General features: G+C 75.8%; 11 protein-coding genes. 8 read left to right on the top strand and 3 right to left on the bottom strand.

What is annotated here, in order from left to right; genetic code table 11:
* Positions 1-37: 37 nt before the first annotated feature.
* Complete coding sequence (locus IE332_RS05400; RefSeq protein ID WP_229928364.1) at positions 38-1,396, top strand: DHA2 family efflux MFS transporter permease subunit; 1,359 nt, start codon at positions 38-40, stop codon at positions 1,394-1,396.
* 69 nt (positions 1,397-1,465) lie between these two features.
* A complete protein-coding gene (locus IE332_RS05395) occupies positions 1,466-2,014 on the top strand; it encodes a Uma2 family endonuclease (protein ID WP_189913911.1) in 549 nt (182 codons plus the stop codon).
* A gap of 46 nt (positions 2,015-2,060) precedes the next feature.
* Here the strand turns inward: IE332_RS05395 and IE332_RS05390 are convergent, their stop codons facing one another.
* From IE332_RS05390 to fhuB, 3 genes are all read right to left on the bottom strand, one after another.
* Positions 2,061-2,915 carry an MBL fold metallo-hydrolase gene (locus tag IE332_RS05390; RefSeq protein ID WP_229928315.1) on the bottom strand — a complete coding sequence of 285 codons (855 nt, stop codon included), beginning with the start codon at positions 2,913-2,915 and terminating at the stop codon, positions 2,061-2,063.
* Positions 2,916-3,003: 88 nt separating this feature from the next.
* Positions 3,004-4,203, bottom strand: coding sequence for an enterochelin esterase (gene fes / locus IE332_RS05385; protein ID WP_229928314.1), 1,200 nt, complete (start codon positions 4,201-4,203; stop codon positions 3,004-3,006).
* Between the two features lie 19 nt (positions 4,204-4,222).
* Positions 4,223-6,463: a Fe(3+)-hydroxamate ABC transporter permease FhuB gene (fhuB, locus tag IE332_RS05380; protein WP_189913909.1), complete on the bottom strand. Its 2,241-nt coding sequence runs from the start codon at positions 6,461-6,463 to the stop codon at positions 4,223-4,225.
* 117 nt (positions 6,464-6,580) lie between these two features.
* Here fhuB and IE332_RS05375 point away from each other — a divergent pair, with 117 nt between their 5' ends.
* From IE332_RS05375 to IE332_RS05350, 6 genes are all read left to right on the top strand, one after another.
* Entirely contained in the window at positions 6,581-7,615 is a 1,035-nt protein-coding gene (locus IE332_RS05375) for an ABC transporter substrate-binding protein (protein WP_189913908.1), read from the top strand.
* A gap of 96 nt (positions 7,616-7,711) precedes the next feature.
* A complete protein-coding gene (locus IE332_RS05370) occupies positions 7,712-8,494 on the top strand; it encodes an ABC transporter ATP-binding protein (protein ID WP_189913907.1) in 783 nt (260 codons plus the stop codon).
* Positions 8,495-8,626: 132 nt separating this feature from the next.
* Positions 8,627-9,706 (top strand): PQQ-dependent sugar dehydrogenase, encoded by a 1,080-nt coding sequence (locus IE332_RS05365; protein WP_189913906.1) that lies wholly within the window; start codon positions 8,627-8,629, stop codon positions 9,704-9,706.
* A 264-nt stretch (positions 9,707-9,970) separates the two neighbouring features.
* Complete coding sequence (locus IE332_RS05360) at positions 9,971-10,828, top strand: DUF4132 domain-containing protein (protein WP_373313672.1); 858 nt, start codon at positions 9,971-9,973, stop codon at positions 10,826-10,828.
* Positions 10,825-15,909, top strand: a complete 5,085-nt coding sequence (locus IE332_RS05355; RefSeq protein WP_189913905.1) for a hypothetical protein — start codon at positions 10,825-10,827, stop codon at positions 15,907-15,909. The genes IE332_RS05360 and IE332_RS05355 overlap by 4 nt, the downstream gene beginning before the upstream one ends.
* A complete protein-coding gene (locus IE332_RS05350) occupies positions 15,906-17,075 on the top strand; it encodes an ATP-binding protein (RefSeq protein WP_189913904.1) in 1,170 nt (389 codons plus the stop codon). The genes IE332_RS05355 and IE332_RS05350 overlap by 4 nt, the downstream gene beginning before the upstream one ends.
* Positions 17,076-17,078: the final 3 nt, after the last annotated feature.

Genomic DNA, 17,078 nt, shown 5'->3' with positions numbered 1-17,078 from the left:
CGAGGCCCCCGCCGCACCGGCGGCCCCGGCGCGCCCCCTGCTTGCGGGGCGCGCCGCGGTGGTCACCGTCTACACGGCCGCGATGTGCATGAACGGCCTGGACTCGACCATCGTCAACCCCGCGCTGTTCAGCATCGCCGAGGACTTCGGCCGGCCGGTCTCGGCCGCCAACGCCGTCGAGACCGCCTTCCTGGTCGGCCTCGCCCTCGGCCTGCCCGTGGCCGGCTGGCTCGGCGACCGGTACGGCGTCAAACGGGTCTTCCTCGGCGCCCTGAGCGCCTTCACCCTCGCCTCCGCCCTGTGCGCCGCCGCGCCCGGCCTCGGCTCCCTGGCCGCCGCGCGGGCCGTCCAGGGCGTGGCGGGAGGACTGCTCACCCCCGTCGGGATGACCCTGCTGTTCCGCGCCTTCGCCCCGCACGAACGGGCCGGGCTCGGCCGGATCCTGATCGTCCCCACCGCGCTGATGCCCGCCCTCGGGCCACCGCTCGGCGGCTTCCTCACCGAACACCTCTCCTGGCACTGGCTGTTCCTGGTCAACGTGCCGATCGGGGCGGCCGCCGTCGCCATCGGCCTCCTCGGCCTGCGCGGCGCGGACGAACCCCCGGCCGGCCGCTTCGACACCACCGGCTTCCTGCTCGCCACCCCCGGCCTCGGCCTGCTCACCTACGCCCTCGGCTTCGGCCCGGCCCACGGCTGGACCTCCCCGGGCGTGGCCCTCGGCGGGATCGCCGGACTGGCCCTGCTCGGCGCCGCCGTACGGCACCAACTCCGCACCGGCGAACCCCTGGTGGACCTGCGACTGCTCGCCGACCGGGCCTTCGGCGCGGCGAGCTGGCTGGCCCTGCTCACCGCGGCCGGCCTGATGGGAGCGCTGTTCGCCCTCCCGCTGCTCTACCAGGCGGCGCTCGGCGCCTCCGCCCTCGACGCCGGGCTCAGCGTCTTCCCGGAGGCGGTCGGCCTGATGGCCGCCTCCCAGGTGGTGGACCGCCTGCTGCCCCGCCTCGGCCCGCGCCGCCTCGCCCTGCCCGCCCTGCTGCTCGCCGCCGCGGTCCTCGCCGGGCTCGGCTACGCGGAGAACCCGTGGCTCGTCCGGGCCCTGATGTTCGGCGTCGGCCTCATCCTGGGCACCGCCGTGCTCACCGTCCAGATCGCCGGCTTCGCCGACGTCCCCCCGCCCGCGATGGGCCGCGCGATGGGCCTCTTCACCATCCTGCGCACCCTCGGCGGCGCCCTCGGCATCGCCGCCACCGCCGCCCTCATCGGCGCCTGGCCCACCGACGCCGGCCCCACCCCCTACCGGCTCGCCCTCCTCCTCACCGCCACCCTGGTCGCCGCCGCCACCCTCCTCGCCACCCGCCTCCCCACGGCCCCCCCGGGCCCACCCCCGGAGGACTGAGGGCATCGGTCACGTCGTCCTCCGGTGCTCCGGCTGCCGTACGGTGGTCGGAGCACCGGAGGAGTCCGCATGAACCCTGAGCACTACCGCCTGCTCGAAGAGGCCCGCCGCAGCCTGCCGGACGGCTACAAGGTCGAGCTGTCCGGCGACATCATCGTCATGCAGGCGTCACCGTCCTCGATCCACCAGCTCGACCTGGCGATCGTCCAGCGCCAGTTCGAGGCGCACTGCCCGGCCGGGTACTTCCCGTCCGGGAACAGCGATCTCTCCTCGCCGGAGGTCGGCTCGGTCCGGAACCCCGACCTGACCTACCTGCCCGAGGAGGTCATCGAGCTGGGCCGGGAGATCCCCGCCGAGCTGGCGCTGATCGCGGTCGAGATCGTCTCGCCGTCCAACCCCGAGAACGACTGGAGCGGGAAGGTCCGCGACTACCCGCGGATGGGCTTCCCGCTCTACCTCATCGTGGACCCGCGGCAGAAGACCGTGACGCTGTTCTCCGAGCCGAACCGCGACCGCTACCACACCAGGACGGAGCGGGAGTTCGGCGAGAGCATCCGCATCCCCGAGCCCTTCGGCTTCGAGCTGGACCTGTCCCGGCTCGTCCCGTACCGGGACTGACCGCGCGGGGCCGCGAGAGCCCGAGCCCGCCCCCCGGACCCGGGCCTCAGGCCTCGGGCCAGAGGATCAGGTCCGGCAGGGTGTGGCGGCGGGGGCGGTCGCCGAGGCGGGTGAGGGCGGCGCGGATCTGGTGGAGGTGGTCGGGGGTGAGCTGGAGGGGCGGCTCGTGGGGCTGGTAGGTGGTGCGGGCTGGGTAGTCGAGGCCCGGGTAGCGGGTCATCTCGATGTGGCAGCCGAGGACGTACGTCACCGGCCGGGTGGCGGTGAAGCGGACCAGGCGGTCGACGGTGCGGCGGAAGGCGGGCCAGTCGTCGATGTGGAGCCGGCCGGGGTAGACGGTGTCGCCGGTGAGCAGGAAGCCGGTCCACGGGTCGTAGTAGGTGACCGCCGAGGCGTGGTGCCCGGGGGTGGCCAGGCATTCCAGGACGCGTCCGCCGCCCAGGTCGACCGTGGCGACGGCCTCCGGGTCCCGGTCGAAGCCGAAGTACGGCCAGGCGGCGGCCGGCCGGGCGGCCACCACGGTGGTGGCGGGGCGGTCGGCGAACTGCCGGTCGCCCGCGACGTGGTCGGGGTGGTCGTGGGTGTGGAGCACGAGGAGTTCGTAGCCGTCGCGGGGGTGGCGGGCGAGCCACCGGTCGACGAGGCCGTCGACGACCGCGCGCAGCGGGAGGAACTCGGGTTCGGCGGTGGCCCCGGTGTCGAGCAGGAGGGCGCGTTCCTCCCCGAACAGCAGGTAGAGGAACGGCGCTTCGTAGTGGATCGCCTTGTTCTGCCGGAGGATGACGGTGTGCTCGTCGTAGGCGTGGACCTGGAGTTCCGGGTCCGTGTTGTGCTTCGCCGAGGGGGATCCGTGGATCCACCGGGTCTCCAGCGGACGTGCGACGGGCACACCGACAGCCATGGACATCTCCTGTTGGGCCACCCGCTCCGGACGGCGGGTCCCCCCGAACGGTAGGGGTCGGGCCGCCGGGCGGAGGGGTGGCTTCGCCCTACATCGTCCTTTCGAGTGACCCGGGTGCGCTGGGTGAGTCGGGTGATCCGGCGGGCGTTCGCGCCCCCAGCAGGTGGGCCAGCCCGTCGGCCAGTCCGCCGCGCCAACAGGCGTAGTCGTGGCCGCCGTTGAACTCGCGGTAGGCGAGGTCGTAGCCGCGCGCCAGCAGCACGTCCCGCAGGTGCCGGTTCTGGGTGAGCAGCATCCACTCCTGCAGCCCGACCTCGACGTAGAAGCGGGCCGCCCGGCGTTCCTCGGCGGCGAACCGCCGGGTGAGCCATTCGCTGCCCTCGTCGAACTCGGTCTCGTCCGGCCACCAGAAGGAGCCGGACTGGGAGAGCGCGTTGCCGAAGCGGTCGGGGCGCCGGTAGGCGGCGTAGGCGGCGGTGAGGCCGCCCGCGCTCTGGCCCGCGACGACGGTGTGCGCGGGGTCGGTGGTCGCGCCGAACTCCGTTGCGGCCCAGGGGAGGAGGCGGTCGGCGAGGAGGTCGACGAAGTCGGGGTTGCAGCTGAGGTCGGCGGGCCGGCCGGGGCCCATGGTGTGGACGAGCAGGGCCACCGTGGGCGGGATCGCTCCGTCGGCGGTCAGGTTGTCGAGGGTGTCGGCGACGGACAGCACCTCGCCCCACATCTCGCCGTCCAGCAGCACCGCCACCCGGTAGGGGCCGCCGTCCTGCCGCCCGTGCCCGGCCGGCAGGTGGACGTCCACCCGCCGCCCGGCGACGGTGTGCGACACGGTCCGGCCGCGTGGCACGCCCTCCCGCCGCCGGACGTACGGCTGCGCGGGCGCGTCGGGCAGGCTGAGCACCGAGGACGGGTGGCGGCCGTCGCGGGCGGGCAGCCGGGGTTCGGTGTCGTACGGGTCGGGGCGGGCGTGGTCGAGGACGCGCAGCCAGTCGGGGCGGGAGGTGCCGGGGGCTTCGCCGTGGAACGGGTACAGCTGGTAGGAGGCGCGGTGGTCGGCGCGCAGCCGGTAGGTGATCGACCAGCAGCCGTCGGCCTGACGCCGCATCAGGTGTGGGGCGAGGTCGCCGGAGTGGCGGTCCTTGTCGGTGACGGTGTGCAGCAGGGCGAGGACGCCGTCGCACCGGTCGCCGTCGCGCCGGTCGCCGTCGTACGGCTCGTCGGGGTGGACGAGGGTGACCAGGCGGTAGGCCGGGTCGTCGGGGTCGGGCGCGACGAGGGGAGGGGTTTCCACAGGTGTGACTCCAATGGGTTTACGCGGGGCGGCCCTTGCGGCCGAGCAGCACCCAGAGCAGGAAGGGGCCGCCGAGGACAGTGGTGACGATGCCGACGGGGATCTCGACCCCGCCGATCAGCACCCGTCCGAGGGTGTCCGCGAGGACGACGAGCAGGGCGCCGGTGAGGGCCGAGCCGAGGACGGGGACCCGGGCCGGTCCGGCGAGGCGTCCGGCGACCACGGGCGCGGCGAGCGCCACGAAGCCGACCGGCCCGCAGACCCCGACCGCCAGACCGGCGAGGGCGACCGCCAGCAGCAGGCAGGCGAGCCGGACCCGGCCGGGGTCGACGCCGAGTGCGGAGGCGACGTCGTCGTCGAAGCGCAGGACGGCCAGTCGCCGGGCGACCACGAGGGCGAGCGGCACCAGGACCGCGAGCCCGGTCAGGACGGGCGCGGCGATGGCGTAGTCGCGCCCGTTGAGGCTGCCGGAGGTCCAGACGTACAGCGAGCCCGCGGAGTTGAGCGAGCGTCGGGCGAGGGCGACCTGGACGACCGCCGAGGCGAGCGCGGACATCGCGAGTCCGACGACGAGCACCCGGTAGCCGCGGGCGCCGAGCCCGCCGGAGACGAGGGTGACGACGAGGACGGCGACGAGCGCGCCGAGCGGTCCGGCCCACCAGGTGCCGAAGGTGCCGGAGACGGTGGCGGAGACGAGGACGGCGGCCGTCGCGCCGTCGTTGACGCCGAGGAGTTCGGGGGTGGCGAGGCGGTTGCGGGCGAGGGTCTGGGTCAGGCAGCCGGCCAGGCCCAGCGCGGCTCCGGCGGCGAGCCCGGCGACGATCCGGCCGAGCCGGAACTTCTGCACCAGCAGGACGTCGAGGCGGTCGCCGTAGCCGAACACGGCCTGGAAGGTGCGGCCGAGGTCGAGTTCGCTCTGTCCGGCGTGTGCGGAGACGACGACGGCGGCGAGCAGGGCGGCGGTGAGGCCGAGGGAGGCGAGCAGCGCCCGGCGGGGGAGCAGCAGTGACCACGCGCCGTACCGCAGCGCCAAGTCGGGCTTGGGGGCGGGTGGTTCGGCCCGTCGTGCGGGCGGGGCGGCGGCTTCGGCCGGGTCGCTCATGGCGAGGGCGGCGGAGCGCCGGGAGCGGACGATCGCGATCAGGGCGGGGGCGCCGACCAGGGCGACGATCACGGACACCGGTGCCTCGAACGGGCGGGCGACGACCCGGGCGAGCACGTCGGCCCCGATGAGCACGGCGGCGCCGAACAGCCCGGCGAGCAGGGTGAGTCGGCCGACCCGGGGCCCGGCGACGGCGCGGGCGAGGAAGCCGGCGAGCAGGCCGAGGAAGGAGACGGGTCCGGCGAGGGCGACGGCGGAGGCGGTCAGCAGGGTGACGGCGGTGGCGACCGCGGCCCGGGTGGCGCCGGGCCGGTGGCCGAGGCCGCGGGCGAGGTCGTCGCCGAGTGCCAGTGCGGTGAGCGGCCGGGTGGTGAGCAGGGCGAGCAGGAAGCCGGCGCCGAGGACGGGGGCGAGCTGGCGCAGCGTCGTCCAGCCCTCCACCCCGGACAGCGAGCCGAGCACCCAGACCCGGTAGCGGTCGTACGCCTCGGGCGAGTTGACGATCAGCACACCGGTGAGTCCGCCGAAGGTCGCGCCGACCGCGGAGCCGCCGAGGACCAGCCGCATCGGCGATCCGCCGCCCCGGCTACCCGCGATCAGCAGCACCAGGGTGCTGGCGAGCACCGCGCCGCCGAAGGCGAACGCGAGGTACCCGTACGAGGTCTGGACGCCGAGGACGGCGATGCCGAGCACGACACCCAGCGAGGCGCCGGCGTTGACGCCGAGCAGGCCGGTCTCGGCGAGCGGATTGCGGGTGACGGACTGCAGTTGCGCCCCGGCGACGCCGAGCGCGGCGCCGACCAGCAGGGCGGTGACGGTGCGGGGGAGTCGCAGGTCGCCGACGACCAGGGCGAGCCGGCCGTCGGCGCGGGCGCCGTCGCGGTTCAGCAGGTAGTCGAGCACCCGCCCGGGGCCGACCTCGCCGGCGCCGACCGACAGTGACAGCGCGGCGAGGGCGAGCAGCAGCACCACCGCGCCGACGGCGACCGGCCAGGCGGGCCGGCGGGGCTCGGGCTGGCCGGGCCCGGACCGGTCGGTCTCGGGCTGGTCGGTCTCGGGCCGGCGTGGCCCGGACCGGCGGGGTGCGTCTCCTGGTGGCGGGGCGTTCGACGCCGGGGCGGGGGACGCTTCGTGGACGCCCGCTTGCGACAATGTCATAAGGTAAGGCTAACCTAATGGCCGAGCCGTTCCGTCGGGCGCCGCGCAGCGCACCCCGCCGTGCCGTGCTGCCCGCACGCCGTTCAACTCCCGTACCACCTTTGCCCGGAGGCACCCATGCCGTTCGCCCGCCGCCCGCTCAGCCCCGTCCGCCACCGCGCGGCCCAGGCGCTGGCCGTCACCGGGGCGGCCGCCCTCCTGCTCACGGGCTGCGGCTCCTCGGGCACGTCCGGCTCCTCCGCGTCGGCGTCCTCCCCGGCGGGCGACGCGGCCGGCGGCGGCAACGGCGCCAATGGCGGCAACGGCGGCAAGCGGACCGTCAAGGACGCCACCGGCAAGGCCGTCGAGGTCTCCGCCGAGCCCAAGCGGATCGTCACCCTCACCCAGGAGGACCTCGACGCGGTGCTCGCCCTCGGCGTCAAGCCGGTCGGCATCACCAACGGCCAGGGCCTCAACGAGCCGCCCGCGTACCTGAAGGACAAGGTCCAGGGCGTGCCGGTGGTCGGCAACCTGCTGCAGCCCGTGATGGACAAGGTGATCGCAGCCAAGCCCGACCTGATCCTGGCCGGCGACATGCAGGACGAGCAGATGCTCAAGCAGCTGCGCGAGATCACCCCCGCCACCCTGGTCACCATGGCGCCCACCGATGACTGGAAGCTCGCCTTCAAGGGCATCGGCAACGCCGTCAACAAGCTCGACCAGGCCGGCAAGGTGATCGGCGACTACGAGGCCAAGGCCGCCAAGGCCGGCGGCGAGCTCACCAAGAACAAGGGCGCCGCCGTCTCCATCGTCCGCTGGAACCCCACCGGCCCGAGCTGGATGGAGAAGAAGCAGTTCGCGAGCGGCGTCGCCCTCGACATGGGCCTCACCCGCCCGGCCGCGCAGGACAAGGACGGCAACGCGCACAGCCCGGCGCTCAGCCTGGAGAAGCTCTCCGAGATCGACGGCGACTGGCTGTTCCTGTCCACCCTCACGGACGACGGCAAGTCCGCGCTCAAGGACGTCCAGTCCAAGCCCGCCTACCAGGAGCTCACCGCGGTGAAGAACAACCACGCCGTGACGGTGGACGGCTCGGTCTGGTCCACCCGCGGCGGCCCGCTCGCGGCCGACGTCGTCATCGGCGACTTCGGCAAGGCGCTCGGCGGCAACTGAGCGCGCGGCGGGGCGGGGGAGCTGCCATGGAGCCGACGACGCGGAGCCGACGGCATCGAGTCGACGAGGTGGAGCTGACGGCATGGAGCTGACGACGTGGAGCTGACGATCGAGGGGCTCACCGCGGGCTACGGCCCGGGGCGCCCGGTGCTCGGCGGGGTCGACCTCACCGTCCCCGCCGGGCAGGTGGTGGCGGTGGTCGGGCCGAACGGCTGCGGGAAGTCCACCCTGCTGCGCGCCGTCGCCCGGCTGCACCGGCCGGACGGCGGACGGGTCCTGGTCGGCGGCGAGGACGTGTGGCGGCTGCGCCCGCGTCAGGCCGCGCACCGGATCGCCCTGCTGCCGCAGAGCCCGCAGGCGCCCGAGGCGGTGACCGTCGCCGGACTCGTCCGCTACGGCCGCCACCCGCACCAGGGCCTGTTCCGGCAGTGGTCGCCGGACGACGAGCGGGTCACCGCCGAGGCCCTGCGCGCCACCGGGGTCGAGGAGCTCGCCGACCGCCGCCTGGACCGCCTCTCCGGCGGCCAGCGCCAGCGCTGCTGGCTCGCCATGGTGCTCGCCCAGGACACCCCGGTCGTACTGCTCGACGAGCCGACCAGCGCGCTCGACCTCGGGCACGCGGTGGAGGTGCTGGAGCTGGTCCGCCAGGTCGCGGCGGGCGGCCGGACGGTGGTCATGGTGCTGCACGACCTGGCGGCGGCCGCCCGCTACGCCGATCTGCTGGTCGCCCTGCGCGACGGCGCGGTGGTGGCCTGCGGGCCGCCGCGCGAGGTGGTGGACGCGCCGCTGGTGCGGGCGCTGTACGACATCGACAGCCACGTGCTGACGGCGCCGGGCGACGGTGCGCCGGTGGTCGTGCCCCGGGCACCGGCGGTGTGACGGTGGGGCGGTGGTCGTGCCCCGGGCACCGGCGGTGTGACAGTGGGGCGGCGTGAGGGCGGGGCGGCGGGCCGGCCGGGGGCGGGTGTGGTGTCCTGAAGCCACCCCCGCCGCCCACGGAGAGGTCCCGCGGTGCACCGTCGTCTCGCCGCCCTGCTGCTGGCCGCGCTGGTCGGCGCCGCCGCCTGCTCGCCCGCGTCCCGACCCGAGCCTGTGGCCGGTCCGACCGTGCGCGCCACCGTCGCGGACGGGCTGGCGGTGCCGTGGGGCGTGGCCGTGCTGCCCGGTGGCGACCTGCTGGTCTCGGAGCGGGACACCGCCCGGATCGTCCGGGTCGCCGTGACCGGCGGGACGAAGACCGAGGCGGGCACCGTACCCGGCGTGACGGCCGGAGGAGAGGGCGGACTGCTCGGCCTCGCCCTCTCCCCGTCCTTCGCCGACGACCACCTCGTGTACGCCTACTTCAGCACCGCCGAGGACAATCGCATCGTCCGCTTCGGCTACCACCCCGAGCGGCCCGTCGGAGCCCAACTCGACGCGCCGGCCGTACTGTTGAGCGGAATCCCGCACGGGCCGCGGCACAACGGCGGCCGGATCGCCTTCGGCCCGGACGGCCTGCTCTACGCGGGCACCGGCGACAGCAGCGACTCCCACATCGCCCAGGACAAAGGTTCACTGGGCGGCAAGATCCTCCGACTCACGGCCGACGGCGCCCCGGCCCCGGGCAACCCCTTCCCCGGCTCGCCGGTCTACTCGTACGGCCACCGCAACGTGCAGGGCCTCGCCTGGGACGGCGAAGGCCGGCTCTGGGCCTGCGAGTTCGGAGCGGACACCTGGGACGAGCTCAACCTGATCCGGCCCGGCGGCAACTTCGGCTGGCCCGTCGTCGAGGGCATCGGCGACCGGGCCGACTACATCGACCCCGTCGCCCAGTGGAAGCCGGCCGAGGCGTCCCCGAGCGGGCTCGCGTACGCCGGCGGAGCCCTGTGGACGGCCGCCCTGCGCGGCACCCGGCTCTGGCGCGTCCCGGTCGAGGGAGACCACCTCGCGGGCAGCCCGCAGTCCTACCTCGACGGCGCCTACGGGCGGCTGCGCACGGTCGTCACCGACCGGGACGGCACGCTGCTGCTCGCCACCGGCAACACCGACGGCCGCGGTGAGCCGCGCCCGGGTGACGACCGCATCCTGCGGCTCGGCGTGCCCGCGCCCTGAGCCGTGGGCGCGTTCTGAGCCGTGCCCGTGTCCTGGGGCTCGGCGTGCCCGGGTCCTGAGCCGACCCCTGTCCTGAGCCGTACCGGAGTTGGGACCTGAGCGGCTTCGTTCACTCGTTCGAGGGGTTTGAGCTCCCCACCCGGCCACCCGCCTCCACCCCGCCCGTCGCGTTGTCAGTGCGCCTCGCTACGTTCCTCGCATCGCTGGTCAGCAGGTGATCGAGACGTGGTTCCCGGGGGGTTCCCGGGTGGGAGGAGTACGGCCGTGGCATGGGTGGAGACGGGCGCGGGAGGGTACCGCGTCACGCTCGACGGGGAGGGCCGGGTGGTCTGCCGCAACGCGGCCGGCCGGGACCTCAAGTCCCTTCCGTCGAAGCTGGGTGACGACCCGGTCGTCACCCAGCTGAAGCAGCTCGCGGAGTGGCTGGCCGCGCACGAGCGGAGCTGCCTGGACGACGTCGAGCGCTGGATGGTCCGCTCGTTGCCGGTGCCCGCCGCGGTGATCACCGCCGTGTGGCCGGACGAGGCCTGGCAGGCCGTGCTGCGCGACCTGGTGGTCACCGGCACGGACGGCGCGGTCGCCGGCTTCCTGCGCGGCGCGGACGCCGAGCGCGGCCTCGGCCTGGTCGACCTGGACGGCGACACCGTCCGGCTCACCGACGGCGAGGTCCTGATACCCCACCCGGTCCTCCTGGAGGACCTCGACGAGCTGCGCGAGTTCGCCGTCGAGCTCGGCGTCTCCCAGCGCGTCCAGCAGCTCTACCGCGAGGTCTGGCACCGGCCGGAGGAGCTGCCGGGCGGCACCGAGGTCACCACCTACGCCGGCGGCCGCTACCGCGAGCTGCGCGAGCTGGTCGGCCGCTGCAACCGGCTCGGTTGCCGGGTCCGCGGCGGCTCCGCGGTCCAGTCGGTCACCGAGGGCGGCCGGACGGTCGAGGCCCGGGTCTGGGTCGGCGACTACTACGAGTACGACGCGTGCGAGACCGGCGCGCTCAGCTGGGCGGGCCCCGACGGCCGGGCCCTGCCGCTCAGGGAGGTCGGACCGGTCGCCTGGTCCGAGGGCATGCGGATGGCCGCCGCCCTGTACGCCGGCCGCACCATCGAAGGGGAGGACGCGGCATGACCGCCACCACCGTCACCACCGCCACCACCGGCCCGGCCGCGGCCCCGACGCCCGAGGCGCTGCTCGACGCCGGCGCCGTGCTTCCGGTCGGCACCCTGCCCGGCGCCGGCCGCCCCGACGGCGTCGCCGACGTGCTCACCGCCCGCGGCTACACCCACCCCGCGCTCGACGGCCGCCGGATCGTCCGGCTGGTCCCCGGCGCGCTCGGGCGGGCCGAGGACCTCGCCGTCGACTTCCTCGGCCTGGCGCCCGACAGCGACCCCTCCGAGGTCGGCCAGGTGCGCCAGGAGGCGCTCGGCTTCCCCGCCTGGGCGCTGGTCCACGACCCGGCCAACGGCCACCACGCGCTCGCCCTGGTCAAGGAGATGGAGCGGCTGGCCCGCCAGGCGGCCGGCAAGCCCGGCGCCGCCAAGGACGGCTTCGACGCGCTCGTCACCCGGCTCGGGCGCGCCGTCCCGCACTTCCTGCCCACCTTCTGCGAGGAGGTCGGCCGGATCTTCCTCGGCCACGGCAACCAGACCTACGCCGCCGCCTGGTTCGGCAAGGCCCGCGAAGCCGAGCGCACCCACGGCCTGACGGTCGACGAGGAGCGGCTGCGCGCCGTCTTCCTGGAGTTCGCCCTCGCCGGTGCGCTCACCGTCAAGTCCCTGCGCCAGTACGTCAAGGAGCTCGCCCAGCGGCTCGACCCGCTGACCGCCTGGCAGCGCTTCCGCCAGCTGTGCACCGAGCGCTCCGCGGCCGGCATGGCCCCGTACGCCGGCGTCGCCGAGGACGCCCGCGCGCTGATCCGGGCCGCCGGACTGGACCGCACCGAGCACGAACACGCGCTGCTCGCCGAGCTGTTGGCCGCCCCCGCGGTCAACCGGGCGCCCGCCGCCTTCTGGAAGTCCTGGCACGGCGCGCTGATCGAGCTGGGCAGGAACGACGCCGGGGTCCGCACCCGGCTGCTGGAGCTGCTGCCCGACCCGGCCGCCTCCGACTCCTCCCCGCACGACACCGCCTGGCTGGAGGTCCTCGCCGGGACGGGCGCCGAGGAACTGCTCACCGGCCCCCGCGCCGAGGGCGCCGAGCCCGCCGCCGCCTGGCTCCAGCGCTGGTGCCACCACCTCGGCCGCGGCTGGCGCAGCCGTCCCAGCTGCCCGGCCACCCTCGCCCTGGCCGGCCGGATGACCGAGCGGCTGCGCGCCGACGCCGTCCCGGTGGACCTCTTCACCGGCATCCGCGCCAGCCACACCCGGCTCGACCTGCTCGACCTCCTGCTGGCCGCGGGCGTTCCGGTGGCCGACCCGCCGCCCGGGCTCGGCTTCGACCTGCGCGACTGGGTCGGGCAGTCCGGCCCCGACAACGCCGGCCTCGCCGCGGTGGCCGCCGACACCCGCTACCGGCCGCTGCTGCGCCGGGCCGCCCCCGCCGCCTGGGAGACGGCCGTCAAGCGCCAGGCGGCCGTGCTGCCGCTGCTGGACGAGCTGTTCGCGGAGTGGGCCGAGGAGCGCGCCGGAGAGGTCACCGCCGCCCGAGGCCTGGCCGGCGCCGCCGACCTGGTCCGCTCGCTCAGCCAGCACCGCACCGCCATCCGCACGGTCGCCCCGGCCGCCGCCGAGAAGATCGCCGCGCTCGACGTCACCGGCCTGCTCGCCCGCGCCCTCACCACCGGCATCCTGGACGAACTCGGCTGGCCCGCCCTGGAGGACGCGCTCGCCGCGCTCGCCGACCCGCCCGCCGACGACGCCCCGCCGGTCACCGCCCCCGGCCTGCGCACCCGCGGCCTGACCGGCCTGATCGTCGAGGACGCCTGGCCGTACCTGATCCTCGCCCGCCTCGACCGCGCCGTCGTGGTCGGCCCGCAGGGCGTTCTGCTGGAGCACACCCTGCGCCTGCCCAAGCTGACGGAGAACTGGAACCGGCCCCGGCTGCGCCTGGTCGACGGCGAACTCCTGGTCGCCTGGTACGAGGACGGCAAGCAGACGGCGTACTGGTCCGGCCGCCCGGGCGAGACCTTCGAACTCGAGGGCGGCACGATCGCCGGCTACCACTACGGCGAGCGCTTCCCGGAGGCGCCGTCCCTCCCGCTGCCCGGCGGCGGCCGCACCACCGGCGAGCGCCCGCTGCACCCCGGCGACACCCGGATGCCCCACGAACACCCCGTCCTCGGTGACGGCACCGGCTACTGGACGCTGCGCCACGGCACGGACGGCCCCGTCCTGCGCGAACTCGACCCGGCCACCGGCACCCTGGGCCGCGCGGCCGAACCGCCCGTGATCGCCGCCACCGCCGCGGCCGGCCGACTCCTCGAAGGCAGCACCCGGCTGCTGCCGCTGCAGCCCGGCCTGGAGCGGACCCCGCTCGGCACCGACGGCACCGTGCTCGGCCACTGGGTCCGCAGCGATCCCGGCCGCGCCGTCACCGCCTTCACCGCCGACGGGCAGCGCATCGTCCTGCCGCTGGACGGGCGCCGCGAACCGGACACCCTCCCGGTCGGCCGGCTCGCCCTGCCCGGCGAGGCCGGCCCGGTGGTCAGCCGCCCCGGCGGCGAACACCTCTCCCTCAACCTGCCCGATCTCGCCGACCGCGCCGACCGCACCGCCGACCTGCGCCCCTGCCGGTCCGGCGACCTCTCCGCCGCCGGCACCGCACTCGTCCCGCCGTACGACCACTGGCACGCCCTGCGCCCCCGCGACGAGGCCGGATCGCGCGTGCTGCGCGAACTGACCACCGAACAGGCGGCCGGCCTGATCGACCTCGCCTGGCCCGTCGACGCCACGCCCGTCCCGGAGGACGAACAGCGCTGGCTGACCGTCCAGGGCGTCCGGCGCCCGCTCGCCCAGCGCGGCGAGGCCCGCAACACCCTGCCGGTCGAGGAGGTCGGCGGCGCCCTGTCCGGGATCGCCCACCCGCTGCTGCTCGCCGGCGTCGCCGGGCTCGCCCGGGCCGCCGCCGACCTGCTGGACCGGGTCGCCCGCTTCGTCCCGCAGCCGGACGCCGAACGCCCCACCAAGGCGGAGGCCGCCGAGTGGCGGCCCGAGCACGGCCGGGACGACGAGCTGCGCGACGCCGTCGTCGCCGTCCTGCCCCACACCGGTGGCTTCGGCAGCAGCTGGGGCAGCTCCGACCGCTGCTGGGTGCTCAACAACCTGCGCGCCGTCACCGCCGCGCTGGCCGCCCCGCCCGCCGCCGGCGGCGACGGCTGGAGCACCCCGACGACCCTCACCCTGCAGGGCGGCGACGCCAACCACGGCTGGCTGCACCTGCTCGGCCGGATCGACGTCCTGGCCCACGCCGTGGCCGCCCCGCTCACCCGGCCGGGCCACCGCTCCAGCCTGGTCCTGCTGCTCGGCGAACTCACCAAGGGCCCGCTCGCCGACCGCGGCGCCACCCTGCGCGAGATCGTCCTCGCCGAGGCCCCGCAGGGCGCCACGAGCGACCGGCCGGCCACCCACCGCCAGGGCGAGGTGCTGCGCCACGGAGACCGCACCGTCGTCATCCTCGGCCACCGGCGCCAGTTCACCGACGGCACCGTGCACTGGCTCGCCGTCGACCACGATCCGAGCGGGGAGTTCGGCCCCGTCGCGCACTTCACCACCGTCGAGGAGCGGAGCACCGAGGAGCGGGTCACCGCCGCCTGGACCGCCGAGTTCCGGCGGGTCGCCGCCCTGCACGACGGCCTCCCGTGGGACGCGGCCCGCGCCGCCGCCTTCTCCGAACTCACCGGCATCGGCACCGCCCGCGCCACCCTGCTGCTCAGCCCGCCCTCCGGCCTCCTGCACTGGGGCAACGCCGAGCTGCCCGCCGAGTACGGCTACAAGCCCGCCGAGGTCCGGGCCGCCCGGGCCTGGCTGCGCGGACACGAGCACGCCGGCCTCGCCGAGGTCTGGGGCGCCCTGCTCCCCGCCGACCCGAAGACGCTCTGGACCGAGGGCCCCGACCTCACCGCCGGCGCCGAGGCCTGGATCCGCCGCTTCGGACGGCTCGTCACCCTCCCCGAGGAGGCCCTCACCACCGTCCAGGGCGTGTCCATCGACACCATCGAGGCGGTGCTCAACCCCGGGCACACCCCGTGGCTGACCCGCACCACCGGCTTCCGGCTCAGCCGCGAGCACCTGGCCGCACCCCGGCTCGTCCCCGAGGACCTCACCGCGGTGCCCGAGTCCGGTGCGCTGGACCGGGCGGTCGACGCGCTGCGCTGGCTCGCCTACCACCTGCCCGTCGACAGCCCGCTGCGCCCGCTGCTGCGCCCGGCCGCCGCCGCGCTGCGCGAGCGCCTGGCCGACCCGGAGCTGCTGCTCGACCTCGGCCTGCTCCACACCCCCAAGGGCGCCCCGGTGTCCGCCGTGCTGCGCACCCATTTCGGCCTGCCCGCCCAGGGCGGCGCCGACCCGGACGGGCTGGTCCGCTGCGGCCCGGCACTCGTCCTCAGCCCGGACCACGAGGAGTACGAGCGGATCTGGCTGCGCCCGGCCGCCCTCACCGGCCCGGACGACCCGCTGCTGGAACTGCTCGGCGGGCTCACCGACAGCTACGGGTTCGCCCTGGAGCGGACCGCCGTCGCCGCCGTCCTGGGCGGCGAGCCGGAGCGCCTGGCCGACTCCGCCGCCACCGTGACGGCGGACGGCGCCGGCGACGGCCCGGCCTGGCTGCAGAACCCGCTGGTCTCCACCCCCGGCCTGGTCGCCGAGGTGGCCCGCACCCACGACCTCGGCGAGGACGCGGCCACGCTCTACCTCCAGCTGCTCGCCCTGCCCGACCCCACCGACCGCAACGCCGCCCGCTGGACGGGCTGGAAGCCCGCCCGGCTGAAGCGGGCCCGCGCCGAACTCGCCGCCACTGGCCTGGTGCTGGAGGCCAAGCGGTCCCGGGCCGGCCGGAGCCTCTTCCTGCCCGGCGGCTGGCAGGAGGCCAAGTCCCCCGCGCTGCCCGCCGAGACCTGGAAGGCCGGCCTGTACGAACTGTCCGCCTACCAGCCGGTGCTGGCGCACCTGCCCGTCCCCGAACTGTTCGCCCGGGCCTGGCAGCGCACCCTCGACGGCGACGCCCCCGGATACGAAGAGCTCCAGACCGGCAAGCGCAGGAAGGCCCGCCGATGACCACCACCCCCGTGACCACGACCACCGCCACCACGGCCACCGCCCCCGCCGAGCGGCAGATCGTCCCGCCCGAGGAGAAGTACGCCGCCGAACTGGAGTTCCTGGCCGCCCACGACAGCGGTCCCCGCCCGCCCGGCTGGCGGCTCACCCCGCGCGCCGTCGTCACCTTCGTGATGGGCAGCGCCGGCGAGAAGCTCAAGGCCGGCCGCAAGAGCCTCGCCGTCGAGGCCAAGTTCGTCGGCGAGCGCGCCCTGGTCGAGCGCTGCGTCGTCACCCTCGCCGGGGAGCGCGGCCTGCTGCTCGTCGGCGAGCCCGGCACCGCCAAGTCGATGCTCTCCGAACTGCTCGCCGCCGCCGTCTGCGGCACCAGCGCGCTCACCGTCCAGGGCACCGCCGGCACCACCGAGGACCAGCTCAAGTACGGCTGGAACTACGCCCTGCTGCTCGCCAAGGGCCCCAGCCGCGACGCCCTCGTCCCGTCCCCGGTGCTCACCGCGATGACCACCGGGGCGGTCGCCCGGGTCGAGGAGGTGACCCGCTGCCTGCCCGAGGTGCAGGACGCCCTGGTCTCGCTGCTCTCCGAACGGCGCATCGCCGTCCCCGAACTGGCCGGCACCCCGGACGGGCAGCTGCACGCCGCCGCCGGCTTCACCCTGATCGCCACCGCCAACCTGCGGGACAAGGGCGTCAGCGAGATGTCCGCGGCCCTCAAGCGGCGGTTCAACTTCGAGACGGTCGGGCCGATCGGCAGCCTCGCCGCCGAGGTCGACCTGGTGCGCCGCCAGTCCACCGTCGCCGTCGCCCGGGCCGGCGCCGCCTACGCGGTCGACGACGCCGTCCTGGAGGCCCTGGTCACCGCCTTCCGTGACCTGCGCACCGGCCGCTCCACCGAAGGCTGGGACGTCGAACGCCCGTCCACCGTGATGAGCACCGCCGAGGCGGTCTCCGTCGCCACCGCCCTCGGCGTCACCGCCGCCTACCTACCCGACGGCGGCGACCTGCTCGGACGCCTCCCCGGCCAACTCCTCGGCGTGGTCCGCAAGGACGACCCGGCCGACGCGGCCCGCCTGCTCGGCTACTGGGACGGGCCGGTCCGCCGCCGCGCCGAGCAGGGCGCGGGCACCTGGCGCACCCTGTGGGACCTCCGTTCGGCACTGGAGGCCTGAGCC

It is taken from the genome of Kitasatospora xanthocidica, assembly GCF_014656195.1.
GTDB classification, from domain to species: domain Bacteria; phylum Actinomycetota; class Actinomycetes; order Streptomycetales; family Streptomycetaceae; genus Kitasatospora; species Kitasatospora xanthocidica.
The sequence above is the reverse complement of the archived record's forward strand: the minus strand, read 5'-3'. Positions and strand labels throughout refer to the sequence as shown.